At 63.9% G+C, this 18933-nt stretch carries 16 protein-coding genes; 10 read left to right on the top strand and 6 right to left on the bottom strand.

Features of this window, described 5'->3' with window-relative positions:
• The first annotated feature begins 3 nt into the window (after positions 1-3).
• Positions 4-1146: a glycosyltransferase family 1 protein gene (locus PCK14_RS03955; protein ID WP_269937164.1), complete on the top strand. Its 1143-nt coding sequence runs from the start codon at positions 4-6 to the stop codon at positions 1144-1146.
• 30 nt (positions 1147-1176) lie between these two features.
• On the opposite strand, the gene PCK14_RS03950 is transcribed toward PCK14_RS03955, so the two are convergent.
• The 5 genes from PCK14_RS03950 to PCK14_RS03930 all read right to left on the bottom strand — a co-directional run bounded on the left by PCK14_RS03950 (position 1177) and on the right by PCK14_RS03930 (position 9269).
• Positions 1177-1653, bottom strand: coding sequence for a hypothetical protein (locus PCK14_RS03950; protein WP_269937163.1), 477 nt, complete (start codon positions 1651-1653; stop codon positions 1177-1179).
• A gap of 93 nt (positions 1654-1746) precedes the next feature.
• Positions 1747-5136 (bottom strand): GH25 family lysozyme, encoded by a 3390-nt coding sequence (locus PCK14_RS03945; RefSeq protein ID WP_269937162.1) that lies wholly within the window; start codon positions 5134-5136, stop codon positions 1747-1749.
• A 62-nt stretch (positions 5137-5198) separates the two neighbouring features.
• Positions 5199-6233: a glycosyltransferase family 2 protein gene (locus PCK14_RS03940; RefSeq protein ID WP_269937161.1), complete on the bottom strand. Its 1035-nt coding sequence runs from the start codon at positions 6231-6233 to the stop codon at positions 5199-5201.
• Positions 6178-7158, bottom strand: a complete 981-nt coding sequence (locus PCK14_RS03935; RefSeq protein WP_269937160.1) for a glycosyltransferase — start codon at positions 7156-7158, stop codon at positions 6178-6180. Before PCK14_RS03935 ends, PCK14_RS03940 begins: the two co-directional genes overlap by 56 nt.
• Positions 7155-9269: an acyltransferase family protein gene (locus PCK14_RS03930; protein WP_269937159.1), complete on the bottom strand. Its 2115-nt coding sequence runs from the start codon at positions 9267-9269 to the stop codon at positions 7155-7157. Before PCK14_RS03930 ends, PCK14_RS03935 begins: the two co-directional genes overlap by 4 nt.
• 71 nt (positions 9270-9340) lie before the next feature.
• Here PCK14_RS03930 and galE point away from each other — a divergent pair, with 71 nt between their 5' ends.
• Complete coding sequence (gene galE, locus PCK14_RS03925; protein WP_269937158.1) at positions 9341-10354, top strand: UDP-glucose 4-epimerase GalE; 1014 nt, start codon at positions 9341-9343, stop codon at positions 10352-10354.
• A gap of 119 nt (positions 10355-10473) precedes the next feature.
• On the opposite strand, the gene PCK14_RS03920 is transcribed toward galE, so the two are convergent.
• Positions 10474-12435, bottom strand: a complete 1962-nt coding sequence (locus tag PCK14_RS03920; RefSeq protein ID WP_333474342.1) for a DUF6541 family protein — start codon at positions 12433-12435, stop codon at positions 10474-10476.
• Positions 12436-13036: 601 nt separating this feature from the next.
• On the opposite strand from PCK14_RS03920, the gene PCK14_RS03915 reads away from it, so the two are divergent.
• The 8 genes from PCK14_RS03915 to prfB all read left to right on the top strand — a co-directional run bounded on the left by PCK14_RS03915 (position 13037) and on the right by prfB (position 18890).
• A complete protein-coding gene (locus tag PCK14_RS03915; RefSeq protein WP_269937156.1) occupies positions 13037-14260 on the top strand; it encodes a CpaF family protein in 1224 nt (407 codons plus the stop codon).
• On the top strand, positions 14260-15114 hold the full coding sequence (locus PCK14_RS03910; protein WP_269937155.1) for a type II secretion system F family protein: 855 nt from the start codon (positions 14260-14262) through the stop codon (positions 15112-15114). Before PCK14_RS03915 ends, PCK14_RS03910 begins: the two co-directional genes overlap by 1 nt.
• Positions 15111-16049 carry a type II secretion system F family protein gene (locus PCK14_RS03905; protein ID WP_333474341.1) on the top strand — a complete coding sequence of 313 codons (939 nt, stop codon included), beginning with the start codon at positions 15111-15113 and terminating at the stop codon, positions 16047-16049. Before PCK14_RS03910 ends, PCK14_RS03905 begins: the two co-directional genes overlap by 4 nt.
• 73 nt (positions 16050-16122) lie before the next feature.
• The gene (locus PCK14_RS03900) at positions 16123-16389 is read left to right on the top strand and encodes a hypothetical protein (RefSeq protein WP_269937267.1); all 267 of its coding nucleotides are present in this window, start codon (positions 16123-16125) and stop codon (positions 16387-16389) included.
• Between the two features lie 71 nt (positions 16390-16460).
• A complete protein-coding gene (locus PCK14_RS03895; protein ID WP_442864659.1) occupies positions 16461-16796 on the top strand; it encodes a pilus assembly protein in 336 nt (111 codons plus the stop codon).
• Positions 16777-17262 (top strand): hypothetical protein, encoded by a 486-nt coding sequence (locus PCK14_RS03890; protein ID WP_269937154.1) that lies wholly within the window; start codon positions 16777-16779, stop codon positions 17260-17262. The genes PCK14_RS03895 and PCK14_RS03890 overlap by 20 nt, the downstream gene beginning before the upstream one ends.
• Before the next feature lie 5 nt (positions 17263-17267).
• Positions 17268-17714, top strand: coding sequence for a pilus assembly protein TadG-related protein (locus PCK14_RS03885; protein WP_269937153.1), 447 nt, complete (start codon positions 17268-17270; stop codon positions 17712-17714).
• Positions 17715-17771: 57 nt separating this feature from the next.
• Positions 17772-18890 carry a peptide chain release factor 2 gene (gene prfB, locus PCK14_RS03880; RefSeq protein WP_269937152.1) on the top strand — a complete coding sequence of 373 codons (1119 nt, stop codon included), beginning with the start codon at positions 17772-17774 and terminating at the stop codon, positions 18888-18890.
• Positions 18891-18933 lie beyond the last annotated feature (43 nt).

The following is an 18933-nucleotide window of genomic DNA, read 5'->3' as shown; positions in this document are numbered from 1 at the left end:
AGAATGAAAGCTGATTCCATGAGCCCCAAGCCGTCCTTGCTGATTTTGTCCTTCTCCAACATCCCTTCGGATCCGCGCGTCCTGAAGCAAGTTGAGTTGTTCAAGGACAAATACCATGTTGTCACCTGCGGGTTTGGGGCTGCTCCGGAGGGTGCTGCCGAGCACTATTCCCTGCCGGAAGGCACCCGAGGCTGGAGCACCGACCGCGTGGGCCTGATCACCAGGATGTATACGAGGGTGTATGAGGGGCTGACGGCTGTCCAGGCGGCGAAAGAGATCCTGCCAGTGGCTGGCTTCGATGTCATTCTGGCCAACGACCTCAATGCACTGCCACTGGCACTTTCGCTGCAACCACGCAAGGGGGTTCATTCGGACCTGCACGAGTTTGCGCCAAGGGAAAAGGATGACGATCTCAAGTGGCGGACCTTTGTTGCGCCATTTATGCGGTGGTTGTGCCGAAACTACCTGCCGAAAGCCCAATCCGTCACGACTGTCTCGGGCGCCATCGCCCGCCAATACACGAAGGATTATGGGATCGCAGTCGGGGTGGCAACCAACGCCGCTCCCTACCATGACCTGCCGGTCAAGCCGGTCGGAGAAGTCATCAAGGTGATCTACAGCGGTGCGGGCCAGCGTTTCCGCAAGCTGGAGCATGTGCTGCACGCCATGAAGGATGTCCCGGCAAATATTCACCTGGACATGATTGCGGTGCCGAATGAACCCGCCTACGTCCAGGAGCTCAGGGAGCTGGCGTCTGGCATCGACAATGTAACCATGATTGATCCGGTGCCGTACACCGAGTTGGTCTCAAAGATGGCGGAATACGATGTCTGCGTCACCTATTTGCCGCCAACCAACTTCAACCAGGCCAACGCACTGCCGAACAAGTTCTTTGAAGCCGTCCAGGCACGTCTGGGCATTGTGACGGGTCCATCCCCGGACATGGCCGACACTCTGCACCAGTATGGCCTGGGCGTTGTGACAGAGGACTTCACCATCAACTCGCTCAGCGCGGCCTTGTCAGGACTGAACGCCGCCGACATCAATCGCTGGAAGGCTGCGGCCGATGCGGCCGCCCACGATCTGTCCGCGGCGACCCAAATGCGCGCCTGGGAATCCGCCATTGAGGCCATCGTACAGAAGTAGCGGCAGGTCAAGGCTGCGAGCAGTTCAGGACTAGAGCGGCTGCTGCACTTCGAAGACGCCGCCCCAAAGCTGGGAACTGCATTCCCCTGGCACCGGCATGCCGCCGTAGCCGCCACCAAAGCCAATTTCACTGTCGAAGGGGAACTTTGCCCCCGACAGCCCGATAACTGCCGATTCATCCGTGGCCAGGGTTGTTCCTGCCGGCCAGCGCAGGAGCACTGGTTTTCGGCCGCTGGAATTCTTCAGGCCCACGCACCCGTCGGCCTGTTTGATGAGCACGCCGTTCGTGAGGGCCAACATGCCGTCATCCCCGTTGACCCAGTCCGTCAAAATCAAGTGGGCTGGGGCTGGGGCTGGGGCTGGGGCCGGGGCCGTGGCCGGTGACGCTGGTGTTGTCCCGCTGATCGATTGCTGGGCGCAGGCAGCCACACCCACGGTTGCCAACAACGTGGCGCCGCCCACCAGCACCGCACGAAGCCAGTCTGTGTCACCCAAGTGCCTGAACATGCCCCAAGTCTTCACCCGCGCGGCAAGGCGCGTCAAGGGCCGGGGCGTGCCTGAATAGGGTGCGGCAGGCGGCGCGTTCGAGGACACCCCAAGTTATGGCTGGATGTCCACGGGGGTTCCCCACCGCCTGCTTGACACGAGGGGGTAGTAACGCAGCGCCCCGTTCTGGAAAGTAGCCATGACACCTGTGGTGCCTTGGCCTGCAAAGGCTGAAATGCCGGTGAATTGACGGAACCCCGACCACCCAGTTCCAACTACTGGACGCGTTTCGCCCATGAATGTCCCCAGGCCATTGGAACGGTACAGCCGCATGGTGCCGCCCGTGTCAACCCCCAGAATGTCAGCCCTGCCATCCTTGTCAAAGTCAACCATCGCGAGCTCGAGTGACTTCCACCCAATGCCGATCTTGACACCAGGACTGAGATCGCGCCCATTCTTGTTCTCCCAGCGCACCAAGTCACCGGTGGAGGTTCTGCCAACCAGGCTGGGGTACCGTGAACCGGCCATCCACGGCCCAACCATGAGATCAATTCCGGCCCAGCCGTTGTAGCCGATGCGGACAGGTGCGGAGAAGCCGCCCTGGGGCGAGGCTGAGTAGACATCCACGGTCCCGTTTTCCCACTGGACCAGAAGGTCCGGAACACCATCGGCGTTCCAATCGGTCACATGTTGGCTCTTCACGTTGCGCCAACCGCCCTGGATGGGAAACGCGGCCGAGAGTTTTGAATCCCCTGAGGCGGTCCTGTTCCAGACCACTCCTGAAGCGTCAATCGTCACAACATCGGCAAGGCTGGTGAGTGGGCTTGAGGGGATCAAGCGTTCGCTGCCGGCAATGGTGTACGCGTTCCAGCCGTTGGCGAGAACCACGGGGGTGCCAAACGTGGACTTATTGAATGGGTAGTACGTCAAGGAACCGGCCGATGTCCGGGCCAGCAGGCCGCTGGAACCGTTTGCTGTGTGGCCAATGGCGGAGCCAATGCTCGTCATGGCTTTCCACCCGTTTCCAACCACAGGACGGGCCTCCGAAATCAAGGTGCCCTTGCCGGTGGAACGCAGCAGGTTGATGCGGCCAATGTTGTCGAACGCCAGAATGTCGGCGTTCCCGTCACCATCGAAGTCGCTGATGACCGGGTGCACTCGGGTCATGCCCTTGGCGACCACAATGCCGGCAGACACCGAAGATCCGTTGATTGTTGTGTAGCTCAGCAGGTCCCCGGAAATGCTGCGGGCCACGATGCTGGGGTATTTTGCCCCCTTGACCCACTGGCCAACGGTCATGTCAACACCGTTCCAACCCGATGAACCGAGTGCGACAGCGCTGAAGCCGCCCAAGCGGGCGCCCCGGTAGAGTGTCAGCTTGCCGTTCTCCCATTGGACCATGAGGTCAAGAACCCCGTCGGCGTCCCAATCGACAACGTGGACGGACTTTGCGCCGTTGAATCCGGCCCCAATTTGCTTGGGCTGGCCAAGAACCGAAGCCGCCACGGGGCGGCGCCACAGCACGCCGGATCCGTCCACTGTGACAACATCCGACATAGCCTGGATCGACGGGCCGGTGATGGGCGGAACCGGCGTAGGCGTGGGTGAAGGGCTGACCAGCGGGGGAGCCACATTGATGGTTTCCCCTCCTGCAATGAGGAACGTGGTGAAGCCTTGTCCCACGGCCACGGCTGAGCCGAATCGCGAATTGCCCGGGACCGGGTAGTAGTAGAGCGCTCCAGCCTTGGTGCGGGCCACGAGCCCCACCGTGCCCGGACCTGCAAAGCCTGAAGCGACGCTCAGGCTGGTGAAGCCGTTCCAGCCAACTCCGACGACTTTTCGGGTTTCGTCGACAAAGCCGCCGGTTCCATTCGAACGGTAGAGCTTCAGCGAACCTGCCGTGTCTTGGGCAAGGAGGTCCTGTTTTCCATCGCCATCAAAGTCAACCATTGTCACATTGAACTGGCCCCATCCGGAACCGATGACATTGCCGCCGGAAATCGTCCCAGCCTCATCATTGCGCCAAAGGCGCAGGGTGCCGTCGGGTGATTTTGCCAAAATTTGTGGGCGGTTGCTGGAGTTCAGCCAATAGCCAAGGGTGAGTTGCGCGGTGCCCCAACCTGACGCCGCCAGCGTCAAGGGGGTTGAGAATCCTCCCGTTGGCTGTCCCCGGTAGAAGGACAGGCGGCCCGACGTCCATTGCGCCACGATGTCCAGCGTTCCGTCGGCATCCCAGTCGATGACATTCAGGGACCGCAGGCCCGTCCAGCCCGTGCCTATCAATTTCCGCGGCCCATACGAGCCTGCGGACGTGCCAGGATAGTTCCATAGCTGGCCCGAGGAGTCGGCCGCCACCAGGTCGGCCGGTGACGGGATGGACGGTGCCGTTGCCGGGCTGTCGGAAGCCCCTGCAAAAGCCTTCAAGCCGGCCAATGTTCCGTTCCAGACATTCGAGTCGCCGGCGAATGGGCCGCTGTCGCTGTATTGCCAGAACTGGTAGTCCTGCCAGCCGCCCGGAATCCAGGGGGAAGACGCGCCGTAGGCGGCAATATGGAGTGGCTGTTTGGCAAAGTCCTTGGAGTTTCCGGTGCACTCCTGCCACCAGTAGTAGTTGGTGTAGATGGCAGGAAGTCGGCCTGTCTGGGCCAACACCCGGTTCGAAAAGGCCTTGATCCACGCCACCATGGAGCTTGGGGTCATGTTGTAGCAGTTGTTGCCGTAGTACGGCCGTTTGCTTGGATTGGTGTACGGGTTGTTTTCCATGTCCAGCAACGGCGGAAGGGTGTTGCCGTTTGCCGCCCAGGAACCGCCGTTCCTGAGGAAGAAATCCGCCTGTGCCACGGCGGAGGATTGGCCCGGCAGCGCAAAATGGTAGGCGCCGGTGAGCATGCCCACCCCTGTGGCACCCTTCAGGTGCGAGGGGCGTGAGGCGTCCACGAAATAGTCGCCTTCGGTGGCCTTGGCGTACACAAAACGCGACCCCATGGACCAATGCTGGGCCCAATTTACCTGGCTGACCGAGTACGTTTCCGGATCGGCCTGCCAACCGCTGACGTCCATCCCCTGCACTCCCGAGGGAAGGGCCCTGGCGTCGTAGGGCTGCGCGGCTTCCACTTCACCCAGGAGAGCGGACATCGGCGCATTGGCAGCTACCCCGCGCAGGGCCCGGGAGGCGCCCTGGCCCATAAAGGCGCCGGGATTGGCGGGAGGCATCGTTTCCGCTGTGGCGGTGGCCGTGGCTTGCCCAGTGGGGCCTGCGTCCGGGACCTGCGTCGGGGTGGACCCAGCTTCAGGGGCGGCACCCTCCAGTGTGGGGCTGGCCAGGCTGCTGGGTGTCGGCGCATCCACGGCAGGGGTGGGTGCGGGAGCGGCCCCGGCGGGCAGGGCGCCCATTCCAAGGATCAGCGCGACGGCCACAACGCTGGCGCAGGCCCGCCGCACCAGCCTATGGGGTGATGGTTCAGGGGTGTGGCTGATGAATCGCGGCGCCGACGTGGAGAACATGGAATGAATCCGCCTAAGTGTAAGTGGCCAGGACGTGTGAAACGCCAAAAGGGGTGTTTAGCTCACAGCCGGTACATGGACCGCAGTCGGTCCTCAACGCCTTTGCGGTCCTTTTCGCCCAATCGTCCGGCTGCTTCGAGGACAAGGTGGGCAAAGTCGGTGATGTCGGGGTCTTCGGGATACGGCTGACCCGCCATGGGGCGGTTGTACAGGATGGTGGAGGCTGAGCCCTGGAAGCCCAATTGTTGTGAAGCCAAGGCGCGGAAGGATGCAGACAGTATGGTGTCGCCGTTTTCCGTGGCCCAGGCGCGCGCCTGGCTCAGCTGGGTGGCGTGGCGCCGGTAAACGATTGTTGGCACATATGCCATGCGCTTCATGCGCGCCCCGGATGCAGCAGCACGGAGCCAGAGGTCATAGTCTTCCGTGGGAGTCTTTTGATAACCCCCAAGTCCCTCCAGGACGGTCCTTCGGCCATACATGGTGGGGTTCATCAGGACGTTTGTCATCAACAAGTGAATCGGCATGGCAGCAGGCGAAATCCCCGGCTGGAACGTGGGTGGAAATGGTTTTCCCTGTCCGTTGACAAACAAGGCCCCGGAAAACAGGAGGTCCGCGTCTCCCAGCGACCGGCGTTGGGCAGCGAACCGCCAGGGCAGGCAGATGTCGTCGCCGTCCATGCGTGCCACGAACTTGCCCTCCGCATGACCCAGCAGGGCAGTCGCGGCGTTTGCAACCCCCACGGATTCGTCATTGCGGAACACCTTCAGGCGTTTGTCACGCACGCTGGAGAGGTATCCCGCGGTGCCGTCAGTGCTGCCATCGTCCATGACCAGCAGTTCAGCATCCCGGGGCATTGCCCGCAGCGTGCTGGAAATGGTGCGTGGAAGGTAGGGCATCCCGTTTTTGACTGGGATGATCACACTGAGTTCTGACACTGCCGGCCTCGGACTTTCTATAGGGTGTGCCAATAGCTTAGCTGCCGCGCTAGAAACACTGCCGTGGCTGGGGCCAGTGTCGTGCCCGGAGTGCCGGGGCGGCGATCTACAGGAGTTTTTCGTATATCGCTTCCAAGCGGGCTTCCAGTTTTTCTGCGCCATGGTGTGCCAACGCCCACTCCCGTCCCCGGGCGCCCACCTCCGCCGCCGCGGCAGGGTCGGCCAGGATCTGTTGGACCAGCGACAACGGGGCGGCGTCCTCGGTGTTGAACAAGGGCGCCGGACCGCCGTACTCGGCGTCCAGGGTGAATCTGGCCACGAGGGGCCGGCCCTGGGCCATTGCTTCGAGGTCGCTGAGCCCCAGGGCCCCCACGGCAATCTGTCCAATCACGACGTCGGACTCGGCCAGTTGCATCCGGAACTCCTCGGTGGACATGAGCGGCAGCAGGCGCAGGCCAAGGTCCCTGGCTTGCCCGGCATGGCTGCCCCAGTCCAGGCCCACGAGTTCAAGGTCTGTGCGGTGGCGTTGCAGCGATGCCGCAAGCTCAAGGAGGCCGGGTGCGCCCTTGGAATCGTCCCAGCGGCTGGCAAAGAAGATCTTCTTGCCTGCGCGTGGCCTCTTCAGGGTTTGCATCGTTGCGGCGGCGGGCGGCAGGGGTGCGGGAAACCATTGCGCGTCGGGCCTGAGGCGATGAACGGCGTCGCCCATGTCGGGCGTGGAGAACAGAACCACATCGGCGCTCTTGATGGAGTGGCGGACCACTGGCCCCAGGACTGGTGACAACAGGTCGCTGCGCACGTCAGTTCCGTGGAGGTGCAGGACAACGTTCTTTCGCCCCCAGCCGTAGTAGCCGGAGACCCCGTAGTTGATGTGCAGGACATCCGGCCGCGGCCGCAGGGCACGGACTGAAACCAGGTCACGCAGCCTGCGCGCCATGATGAGCGCAGGATTCGCCCCCCGGCCGGCAGGAACGTCACGCAGCACCCAATCCAGGCCCTTCGTGCGGGCCACCTCAATGACACTTTTGGATGTTCCGGAGATGTCTCCGAGGTGCAGGATGCGGGCGCCGTCGCTGTGGGCGGTCATGGTTGTCCAATCTTCAGGGCTTGGAGCTGGGCATCAACAAACGGTACCAGCGCCCGGGCATAGGAGGCGCTCAGGTGGGAATAGTCGCGGTAGACGATCACCGAGCCGACCACCGGATAGCACCACTGGGCATCACAAAACTGTTCGCGCAACTTGATCCGGATGATTCCGTGTTTGGCGGCAGCTTCGGCGGCCCGGGTGATGTTCATGGTGGCAGGAATGGCCTGGCTGACGGGCGAGGCACACTTCATGGGGTCCTGTGCGTTTTGGGCCAGGCAGGTGGGAATGTACTGGCCGTTGGTGCGCGGCACGTCGTCGAAAACGACAACCTGCTTCCCGGCGGCCTGCCAACCAGCCCACATGCGGGTGAAGCCGTCAACGGCAGGATTCCCCAGCTCCTCTCCCGCCGCCGAAGTGTACGTGTAGGCGGATGAGTAGGACGCCGTGAAAATCGTTGAAATCGATTGATCGGCTGTCAGCGTTTCATTGACTTTCTGCACCCAGGCATGGCAATCCGCCTGGTTCTGCGGCGTCTTCTCGTTGTCCAGGATGCGCAGGGCGCTCGTGACAGGGCAGGACGCCTTTGCGTAGGTGACCACACGCCAATTGTGCTTCTTGGCCAAGGCTTCCACCGCCGGGTACCAGGCGGTGGCATGGGAGTCGCCAACCATGGCAACCGTGGCCGTGGCGGAGGCCGCAGGAACACCCAGGCTGCACGTCACGAGCTCCGAGCCGGCAAAACTGGCCTGGCACCCGGGGTAGAGAGGGGTGGTGTTTTCCTTTGAGACTGACACTGCCGGCGGGTTGGGGGCCGAGGAACCCAGTACAGTGGCGCAGGCGTTGGCTGGATCCAAGGCTGCCGGGCCGTAGCAATGCGACGACTGAAATTCCGTGTCCGCAGGGGCCGGGGCGTTGGCAAGTGAGACCAGCCCAAGTGACAAGCCGGCAACCACCAGCATCCCCACCGCGGCAAAGGAGTAGGTCCGGGCGGAACCGCGCAGCAGGGACCCTCTCCGGAGCGGGTCTTCCAGCAACACCTTGGTCAGCCAGGACAACAGGATTGACAGGGCCAGGATGCCCAGTTTTGTGTCCCAGCTGAGATCTGATGTGAGCGCGAAGGGGGCGATGACTATCAGGGGCCAGTGCCACAGGTAGACGGCGTAGGAGATGTCCCCGACAAAGGTGGCAGGCCGCCGTGACAACAGCCACGCCGGGCCGGCAATGGAGGTGTTGCCGCTGCAGCAAAGCAACAATGCGGTGCCCACGACGGGCAGCAGGGCCGTGTACCCCGGGAACGGGGTCTGCCCGCTGTAGAGCACCGCCGAGACGAGGATTCCGCCCAGGCCGGCCCACGCCAGCGTGGTTGCCACCGGCCCGGACAGTTGGCGGTCCAGGAAGATCAGGGCGACCAGGGCGCCGGCAACAAATTCCCACACCCGTGTGGGCGTCACGAAGTATGCGGCAGCAGGGTTCACGGAGGTTTCGTGAATTGAGTGGAGCAGTGACGCCGCGCCGATGGCTCCCAGCCCTGCAATCAACGCCGAGCGGGGAGAAAGGGCCAGTGCCGGGACGCGCCTGGCCACCTTGCCCAGCAGCCACAACAGGCCAACAATGGCCAGTGGCCACAAGAAATAGAACTGTTCCTCAATGGAAAGGGACCAGTAGTGCTGCGCTACTGTGGCATCTGCATTCAGTGCCGAGTAGTCCACGGCGTCGGCGGCGAGAACCCAATTCTGCAGGTACAGGGCACTGGCCCCGATCTGCTTGCCGTTGGACTGCCACAGTGTCTGAGGAACAAAAAAGAACACGGCGGCCAGTGAGGCAAGCAGGACAGCAAATGCAGCGGGCAACAGCCTGCGGATGCGACGGCCCCAAAACTTGATGAGGGAGAAGCCGGATGGGGATTTGATCTCGCGGTACATGTGGGCGGTGATGAGATACCCGGAGATGACGAAGAATACGTCGACGCCCACAAATCCTCCCGTGAGCCGTTTGGGCCAGAGGTGGTAGAGCACGACGGCAGTGACCGCCACTGCGCGAAGACCCTGAATCTCCGGCCGGAAGGACGCGGCCGTGCGGCGTGTGGCTTGGGTGGCAGGAGGGGAGACCATGGTTTTTTCCATGGAGCTGTAGGAGGACACAACATTAAATTCTACCGGGAACCCCGTATAGGCTGGATCGCATGAAAGTACTAGTCACCGGCGGCGCCGGATACATTGGTTCGCACACCGTCCTTTGCCTGCTGGAAGCCGGGCACAGCGTCGTCGTGCTGGACAACCTGGCAAACTCCTCGGCCGAATCACTGCGCAGGGTGGAGGAGCTTACCGGCAGGCATCCGAAGTTCGTGGAACTGGACCTGCTGGACGCACAGGGCGTCGACGCCCTATTTGCCAGCGAAGGCATTGACGCGGTCATCCACTTTGCGGGCCTGAAGGCTGTGGGCGAGTCTGTTGCCCAGCCGCTGCGCTACTACCAAAACAACATTGTCGGCACGCTGAACCTTCTTGCCTCAATGGACAAGCACGGCGTTCGCACGCTCGTCTTCAGTTCCTCCGCCACGGTGTACGGCGCCAGCGAGGAAGTCCCGCTCATCGAAAAGATGCCGCTGGACGCCACGAACCCCTACGGACGCACCAAGGAACAGATCGAGGACATCCTCACCGACCTGGGTGCCGCCGATCCCAGCTGGCGGGTGGCCCTGCTGCGGTACTTCAACCCGGTGGGCGCCCACGAATCCGGCCGGATCGGTGAGGACCCCTCAGGCATCCCCAACAATTTGCTGCCGTTCGTCGCACAGGTTGCCGTGGGCCGGCGCGAAAAAGTCATGGTTTTTGGGAACGACTACCCCACACCGGATGGCACGGGCATCCGGGACTACATCCACGTCATGGATTTGGCTGCCGGACACCTGGCGGCCCTGGACTACCTGCCAGCCCACGCTGGTGTGTTCCGCTGGAACCTGGGGACAGGAAACGGTTCGTCGGTTCTCGAGGTCATCCAGGCGTTTGGGGATGCGGCCGGCAAGCCGGTGCCCTTCGAATTTGCCCCGCGCCGTCCGGGCGATGCCGCTGTCAGCTATGCGGACCCCTCGTCGGCCCTGGCCGACCTCGGATGGTCCGCCCACAGAAACCTGGCACAAATGTGTGAAGACCATTGGCGCTGGCAGTTCAACAACCCGCAGGGCTACGGCGCATAGCAGGCGCTGCGCCCCACTGACCTGCCACTGGCAAAGTGTGTCCCTGCAGGCAATCTGCAGGGACACACTCGTTCAGGGCCCGGGAAGGCTCGGGGCCCGCAGATGCGCCTTGGATGGCCCTATCTGCAGGCGTTGATCTTGTAAAGCTTGGCCGGGCCCTCCTGGTCAAGCAACGTCAGCCCTGGATTTGCCGCCAGTTCTTCTGATGTTGGGAACGGAATAACTATGTTGTTGACTGCTTTTTCACCGAAGTCCAAAACGTAGAACGAGTTGAGGCGCTCGACAGCCTCACACACTGTTGGGTCGGCAAGGATTTGGCCAAGCCGTTCGGTGACAATCTTGTCGTCGGTGCTGGGACTGCTTGCCACTGCCGGCAGAATGACATTGCGGTTGGCAAGGGCATACACCAATGAAGCACCTGTGGCCGGATTGCCGATGACGGTGGAGCCCTCCGGAATGGAAGCGGAGGCGCGGGAAATGAGCTTGGCCTCATCGGTGGATAGCAGCAGTGAGTCGGGGGTCAGCTCGTACATGTTGAAACCCTTGTCCTGTGCTGTGTCAACTGAGTTGTCCTGGGCAGCAATACCCGTCGCCAAGGCTGCCGCGGAACCCAACACCAGAATGCTGCACCAGATTGCTCGAGATTCCCGCCAGCGGGTGGGCACCCGTTCAAGCAGCGAGCTGAAAAGCCAGACGGCGCCCAGGACTGTCAGCGGCAGGGCAGCCACGGGCAGCATTGCAGCCAACCTGAAGCTGTCGTTGTAGAAGACGCCTGTAATGAATGAGCGCAAGTCTCCCGTGGCGAATCCCGAGACCACCACATAGAACATGACACCGACCGCGTAGACCCCGAGGAACCACAGTTTCTTGCCGTCCCTGGATATAGCCAGCAGGCCCAGGGCCGTCAGGGAAAGAATGACCCAGGAAATGGGACCACGTTGTGGGGCACTGGAAATTGCTTCGCCAAATGCTTGTGCGATTGTTTGGGTGGGTGGCCAGAATGACGCGGCCTTGCTGGGGCGGACCTTTTCCCAAACCGTGAGCAGGAGGACCAGATAGGCAGCCACAGCCACGACCGAGCCGCCGTATTGCAACCACCCGGCAGACTTCCTGTACTTTCGGATGCTCTGCAGGACCAGCCAAAAAAGCAGCATGGGCACCGCGAAGGCGGCCATGGCCAGGAACACATTGGGGTGCGCCAGGGCCAGGCCAGGGGCAGCCGTGGCAAGAAGGACCCAGGCCAGTACGGGGTGTGGCGCCGAACTTGATGAAAGCCCCAATGCGTCGCAACCCAGGGCGATCATGGCAGGGAGCACCGCGATAGCCAGGAAGTTTGGATACAGAACCCCAAAATCCACAAGCAGGTACGGGAATGCCGCAAACGCCCCGGCGAGGGCGCCTGTCACGAGCAGAGTGGCAGGCCGGGTGCCGGCAATGCGGCTTGCAAGGTACATGCTCGACACGGTCCATACCAGCGCACCGAGCACAATGTTGACGCTGTTGATGGCGACAGGAATGGAAACCTGGCTGCCTTGGGCCACCAGGGCCACCAGGTCGTGCCATGCGCCAGGATAGAAGGAAGTGCCGCCTCCGGCCTCGAGCGTTCCCAGAAAGCGTGAGGATCCGTTGCCTGAATCGATGATGTAACGGATTGCGTTCAGGTGGAACACGTTGTCGTACGACTGGGAGATGTTCCCCGGATGGATAAACATCCTGGTAAACCGCCACGCAATGACGCCGGCGCCGAAACCGAGGCCGGCCAACATGCCAGCAACCATGCCCGGAGTGGGCCGAATCCACAAGGGTGCGGGGGCCGACTTGCGAATGACCAGGACGTATCGAAGTCCCAGACCGGCACCCGATGCCAGCAGTGTCACGAGTGCCAGCGCCAACAGTGACCAGCGAACGTTGACCATTTGGGTGGCAATTGCGCCAACACCGACCAGTGACATGGACAGGGGCGCGGAGACTCCGAGCCAGGTCATTCCACGGGCACCGAGGCAACGTGCCAGCACGGTGCCTGGCAGAAATACTATGAGCAGGGCCGTTGCCAACGCGGGCAGGGCTTGAAACCAAGTCATAAAGTCTAGAACTCTCCTACGGGCACATGCCCAAATGTGCTGCGTAATTGACCGGGGCCACTAACCATACTAACAATTCGGAGTTCGGGTCTCGGCCAGGCCCCGGGGCACCCCTCGCCGGTTGGTGCCCAACATATGGGCGGTTGGGTGCAAATCATGGCAACTTCGCCTCCATGCGAACGAGTTGGCGCTGGCTTCCGCGCGACAAAGCGGCGCAGGCGCCATGGCTACGAGCAACCCGGGAATTGTCACCGGTTGCAGCCAATTCAAGGAGATCGCCAGTCAAAAAGACGACGATGGTCGTGGCCGATTCGCAGTTCGAGGAATTCAAGGGGGCCCTGTTGGCTCGGAGACTGAAGTCATTGGCGTCAGTTTCAACGCCCGGTCTGCCAGCAGCATCGCCCAGTGCGTTGCCTCCGGCGGCTCTGATGCCTGCCCTGGGCCAGCGCATTGCGGTCTCGAGAGGCTGGGAAGTGATGTAGGAGTCCCGATGGCAGTTGTCCACAGTTACGGACTGCCTCTGGCGTGGCGCCCGTGTCAGGTCTAGGCTCCTGAACTACAACAGCGTTGGGGGCGCCGCAAAGGGGCGGAGGTATCTGGTTTGGATGCGCTGGCACTTCTCGAAGATGAGGTCCGTGAACTCATCCGCCGCAGGGGCCTGGATCCCCTCAGGCAGGGGCACGAGGTGCGCGCCCTGGTCGAGGCGGCTGTCAACGACTACGGCGAGAGGTCGCTGCTCGGAGCCGTCCCGGTCCTGGCCCAGGGGCACGACGCCAAGCGCCACGTTTTCAACGCCGTTGCAGGGTTCGGCGAGCTCCAACCCCTGCTGGACGACCCGGACATCGAGGAAATTTGGCTCAATGCACCCGACCAGGTGTATGTGGCCCGCCACGGCGAATCCGAACTGACAGGCATAGTATTTACACCCCAGCAGGTCCGGGACCTGGTGGAACGCATGCTCAAAAGCTCCGGCCGCCGCCTCGACTTGAGCAGCCCCTTCGTGGACGCCGCCCTGCCCGACGGCAGCCGCCTGCACGTTGTCATCCCCGACATCACCCAAACCCACTGGGCAGTGAACATCCGCAAGTTCACTGCCCGCGCCAGCCGCCTGGAACACCTCGTGGACCTGGGCTCCCTCACCCCGCAGGCCGCCAGGTTCCTCGGCGCCGCCGTCAGCAGCGGGCTGAACATCCTGGTGTCCGGAGCCACCCAGGCCGGGAAAACCACCATGCTCAACTGCCTGGCCGCAGGGATCGGATCCCGCGAACGGGTGGTCACGGTGGAGGAGATCTTCGAGCTGAGGCTGCCGCTTCGGGACGTAGTTGGGCTTCAGTGCCGCCAGCCCAACCTCGAGGGCATGGGGGAGATTCCTCTGCGTCGCCTGGTCAAGGAGGCGCTGCGCATGCGCCCGGACCGGCTCATCGTGGGGGAGGTGCGCGAGGCCGAAAGCCTGGACATGCTCATCGCCCTGAACAGCGGAATGCCCGGCATGGCGTCCGTGCACGCAAACTCGGCCCACGATGCCGTCGTCAAGATCTGCACCCTGCCGCTGCTGGCCGGCGAGAACATCACGGCGGCCTTCGTGGTCCCCACTGTGGCAGCTTGCATCGACCTTGTGGTGCACTGCGTCCGTGCCCCGAACGGCCGCCGCAGCGTTGGGGAAATACTGGCCCTGGGCAGGCGCGTGGAGAACGGCATCATTGAATCCAGCCTCATCTTCAGCACGGTCGAGGGCCGCCTGACCGCCTCCGACACCGCCCTGCCGCCGCCGGAAAAGTTTGCCCTGGCCGGCTACAGCGTTGCAGCCCTCATGGGGGATGCCTGATGTCGGCCGTCGTGGGCCTGCTGGCCGGAATGGGCCTGTTCCTGGTCTGGACCGCCTGCTGGAGCTCACCCGTCCGCCGGCCAGGCCTTGGCCGCCGCAGCAAGCTCGAGCAGCTCCTGCAGCAGGCAGGCGCCCCGCAGGTCACCCCGGCGTCACTCGTGGCCAGCACAGTGGGCCTGGCCGTGCTGGTCATGCTGCTGGTCTTTGTGCTGACCGGGGCTCCGCCCATCGCCGCCTGCCTGGGCCTCATCAGCGCCTACCTCCCCTTTGCGCTGCTGAAGATGAGGGCACGACGCCGGGCGACCGTGCTGCGCGAACTCTGGCCCGATGTTGTGGACCACCTGCGCTCGGCCATCCGGGCCGGGCTGTCACTCCCCGAGGCGCTGGTCCAGCTGGGCAACAAGGGCCCGGTGCAACTCCGCCCCGAGTTCAACTCCTTCGCCGCCGACTACCGGGCCTCGGGCCACTTCGAGGCGTCCCTGCAAAGGCTCAAGTCCTCCCTGGCGGACCCGGTGGCGGACAGGATCATTGAAGCCCTGCGGCTGACCCGGGACGTGGGCGGCTCCGACCTCGGCAAGCTCCTGGGCACCCTGTCCGAGTTCCTGCGCGACCACGCCCGCACGCGCAGCGAACTTGAGGCCAGGCAGTCATGGACCGTCAACGCAGCCCGCCTCGCCGTAGCCGCGCCCTGGATCGTGCTCATGTTGATGGCCACCCGGCCCGAGGCCATCGCAGCCTACAACTCGCCCGCGGGCTGGGCGGTTCTGGGCGGCGGGCTGTTGACCTCGCTGGTTTGCTACCGGATCATGCTGCGCATCGGGGCACTTCCCGGGGAACAGCGGGTGCTCCAGTGAACGGGCACCTGATGGCGGTTGCAGGCGTGGGGCTGGTCTTGGGAGCAGGGTTGTGGCTGACATGGCTGCGGCTCCCCGCCATGCGCAGGCCAAGTTTTGCCCAGCGCGTGGAGCCGCAGCTGCGGAATGTGGTTGGCCGCTCCCGGCTCATGGACGGCGACGGGCCCGGCACACTCTTCGGGCCGCTGGAGAAGATCTTCCGGCTGGTGCTGTCCGATGCCGTGCACCGCCTGGGCCGCCTCAACGTCAGCGTGCACGGCCTCGGCGCGCGGCTGGAACAGGCCGGACGGAGTGAATCACCCCTGGAATTTCGGGCCATGCAGTTCCTGTGGGCGGGCGCAGGCCTGCTTGCGGGTGTGGTGTTTGCCTTGTTCTTGCTCTGGCGTGGCAGCCTGAATCCCCTGGGCGCCCTTGCGCTCACGCTGGGCCCCATGGTGTGCGGCTACATGCTCTACGACCACCTCCTGGGCAGGCGCATCAAAAACCGGCAGGCGCGCATGCTGGCGGAGTTTCCGGCCCTGGCCGAGCTCATGGCGCTCGCAGTCGGTGCCGGCGAGAGCGCTGCAAGCGCACTGGACCGCGTGGCCCGGACCTCCAATGGGGTGCTGTCGGCGGAATTCTCCAAGGTGCTGGCCCAGACCCGCACCGGCATGCCACTGGTGGAGGCCCTCAACCAGTTCTCCGCCCGCGTCAACGTCGCAGCACTGTCCCGCTTTGTGGATGGAATCAGTGTTGCCATCAACCGCGGAACGCCGCTGGCCGATGTTCTCCGGGCACAGGCGCAGGACGTGCGCGACGTGGCCAAGCGTGAACTCATGGAGGCCGCGGGCCGCAAGGAGATCGGCATGATGGTCCCGCTCATCTTCGGCGTCCTGCCGCTGACAGTTGTCTTCGCCGTCTTCCCCGGCCTGGCCATGCTGCAGATCGGTTTCTAGATGGACACTGGCCACCGCACCGGCAGGGAACCACAGCTTCAATATGCAAGTCACCATGTGGAGGGAAAGAACCATGCAATTCAGCAACAAGTTGTTGGGAATCGCAGCGTCGCTGCATGTCGCGCTGGGGCGGAAGCTTGCGGGCCCGGCACGAACGTTGGGGGCGCTCACCCGCCGATTGACCGTGCCGCGTCCGGTGGGCGGAAGTTCCCGCGGCGACGTTCCCGGCTGGGTCCTGATCACACTAATGTCTGCCGTGCTGGTGGCCGGGCTCCTGGCCATCGCCGGGCCGGCCCTGCAGCAGTTGTTCAACCAGGCCATGGAGCAGGTTCAGCCCTAGGGGACGGGGCCGCCCCGCCGCATGGGCGGAGGCTGCGTGCCCGCGAGGCCGGCTCGGCCGTCGTCGACTTTGTGCTGGTCGGCGCCCTGGTCACTGTCATCTTTGTCGCGCTGATCCAACTGGCCCTGGCCCAGCATGTGCGCAATACGGTGGCCGACGCCGCCTCCTCGGCAGCCCGCTACGGGGCGTTGGGGGACAGGACGGCCGCCGATGCGCAGGACCGGGCACGCCTGCTGGTGGCATCGGCATTGGGGCCGGGCTACGCCCAGGATGTGCGGGCCGCCGTGGAGAGCCGTGACGGCCTGCGCGTGCTCACCGTGTCGATCAGTGCCCCATTGCCGCTCATTGGGCTGTTCGGGCCCGCCCGCACCCTGGAAATGACGGGCCATGCTGTCATCACGAGGTAGCGGCCAGGGACGTGCCTCGCAGGAACCGGCGCCGGGGGATCCAGTGCCCGAAGGGACCACGGAGCGGGGGAGCGCAGTGGTGGAGTTCATCTTCCTGGCCGTGCTGCTCATGATTCCCGTTGTGTACCTGATCCTGACTGTGGGGCAGGTCCAGGCCGGGGCCTACGCTGTGGTGGGTGCCGCCGACCAGGCCGCCAAGGTGTACGTGCTCAGCGGCGACCTCCCCTCGGCGCAGCAGGCGGCCGAGCAGGCGGTCAGGCTCGCCGTGGAGGACATGGGCTTCGACGCGGCCAATGCGACGCTCGCCATCACGTGCGACGGCGGCTGCCTCACCGCCGGCGCCACGGTCCACGCCCGCGTGGAACTGCGCATTGAGCTGCCCGTGGTGGGCTCCGTCCCCGGCGTCACGGCCACGGCGGCCACCGTGGATGCCTCGGCATCGCAAAAGGTGGGGAGGTTCAGGTGAGGAAGGTGCCGGAGCCGCATGACGGCACGGACGCCGGGCATGTCATGGTGCTGATGATCGGCTACGTGCTGCTGGCCCTGCTGGTGGTCACGGTGGTTGCCGCCGCGGGAAGCCTCTACCTGGGCCAAAAGAAGCTGCTGTCCATTGCCGACGGCGCAGCGCTCGCAGCCGCCGACACCTTTGTGCTCAGCGGAGGCAGTTCCACGGGGGACCCGGGCACGCTCTTGAACAACCAGGGCGTGCTCTCCGCCGCGCAGGACTACCTCGCCGGGATTGAAACGCCCACCACCATTGGCGGCATTGCCCTGGCCCCGGGCACAGGCGCACCCGACGGGCACACAGCGTACGTGGCCATGACCGCCGTCGTCCATCCCCTGTTCATCAACTTCCTGGTGCCCGACGGCATCCCCATCAAGGTCACCAGCACGGCCCGCGCCAACCTGGAACTGTGACGCAGGGGCCGGCCGCCAGTGACCGGCGGCGCCACACATGACGTAGGCTTGAATATCATGGCAGCGATCGACTTTTCCGCAGAACTCAAGGCGCTCCGCGCAACCTACACCTCCATTGAGCAGGTCTCCGAGGTGGAGAAGCTCCTTGAAGACATCGAGGACCTTTCGGACCAGGCCGGTTCGCCCAATCTGTGGGACGACCCCGCCGCCGCGCAGAAGGTGACCTCCAAGCTCAGCCACGCCCAGTCCAAGCTGGAAAAGCTGCGCAAGCTCGAGGCCCGGATCGACGATCTCGAAGTTCTGGTCGAGATGGCCGAGGAAGAGGGCGACGCCGATTCCCTCGCCGAGGCCGCCAAGGAACTTCCCAGCCTGCAAAAGGCCCTGGAAGAGCTGGAAATTGTCACGTTGCTGGCCGGCGAATGGGACGAGCGCGAGGCCGTCATCACCATCCGCTCCGGCGCCGGCGGCGTGGATGCGGCAGACTTTGCCCAGATGCTGCTGCGCATGTACCTGCGCTGGGCCGAACGCCACGGTTACCCCACGGCCGTTTTGGACACCTCCTATGCCGAAGAAGCCGGGCTGAAGTCCGCCACCTTTGAGGTCAAGGCGCCCTACGCCTTTGGCACCCTGAGCGTTGAAGCCGGCACGCACCGGCTGGTGCGCATCAGCCCCTTCGACAACCAGGGCCGGCGCCAGACGTCCTTCGCCGCCGTGGAGGTCATCCCGCTCATCGAGTCAACCGACAGCATTGAGATCCCTGACAACGACATCCGCGTGGACGTGTTCCGCTCCTCCGGCCCCGGCGGCCAGTCCGTGAACACCACCGACTCCGCCGTGCGCCTGACCCACCTCCCCACGGGAACCGTGGTCTCGATGCAGAACGAGAAGTCGCAGATCCAGAACCGGGCGGCCGCCATGCGCGTGCTGCAGTCGCGCCTGCTGTTGCTGAAGAAGGCGGAGGAAGACGCCCAGAAGAAGGCCATGGCCGGCGACGTCAAGGCTTCGTGGGGTGACCAGATGCGCTCCTACGTGCTGAACCCCTACCAAATGGTCAAGGATCTGCGCACCGAACACGAAGTCGGCAACGCCGCAGCCGTGCTCGATGGTGAAATCGACGACTTTATTGACGCGGGCATCCGCTGGCGCGCCGACCAGCGGAACGCCGAAAAGGCCTAGGCGCCAGCTCTGCCCGTAACAATGCCGCACGATGCCGCCTCGG

It is taken from the genome of Arthrobacter sp. HY1533 (genome assembly GCF_027568515.1).
Taxonomy (GTDB): Bacteria; Actinomycetota; Actinomycetes; order Actinomycetales; family Micrococcaceae; genus Specibacter.
Note: the sequence above shows the minus strand (reverse complement) of the source record. Positions and strands in the feature narration are given on the sequence as shown.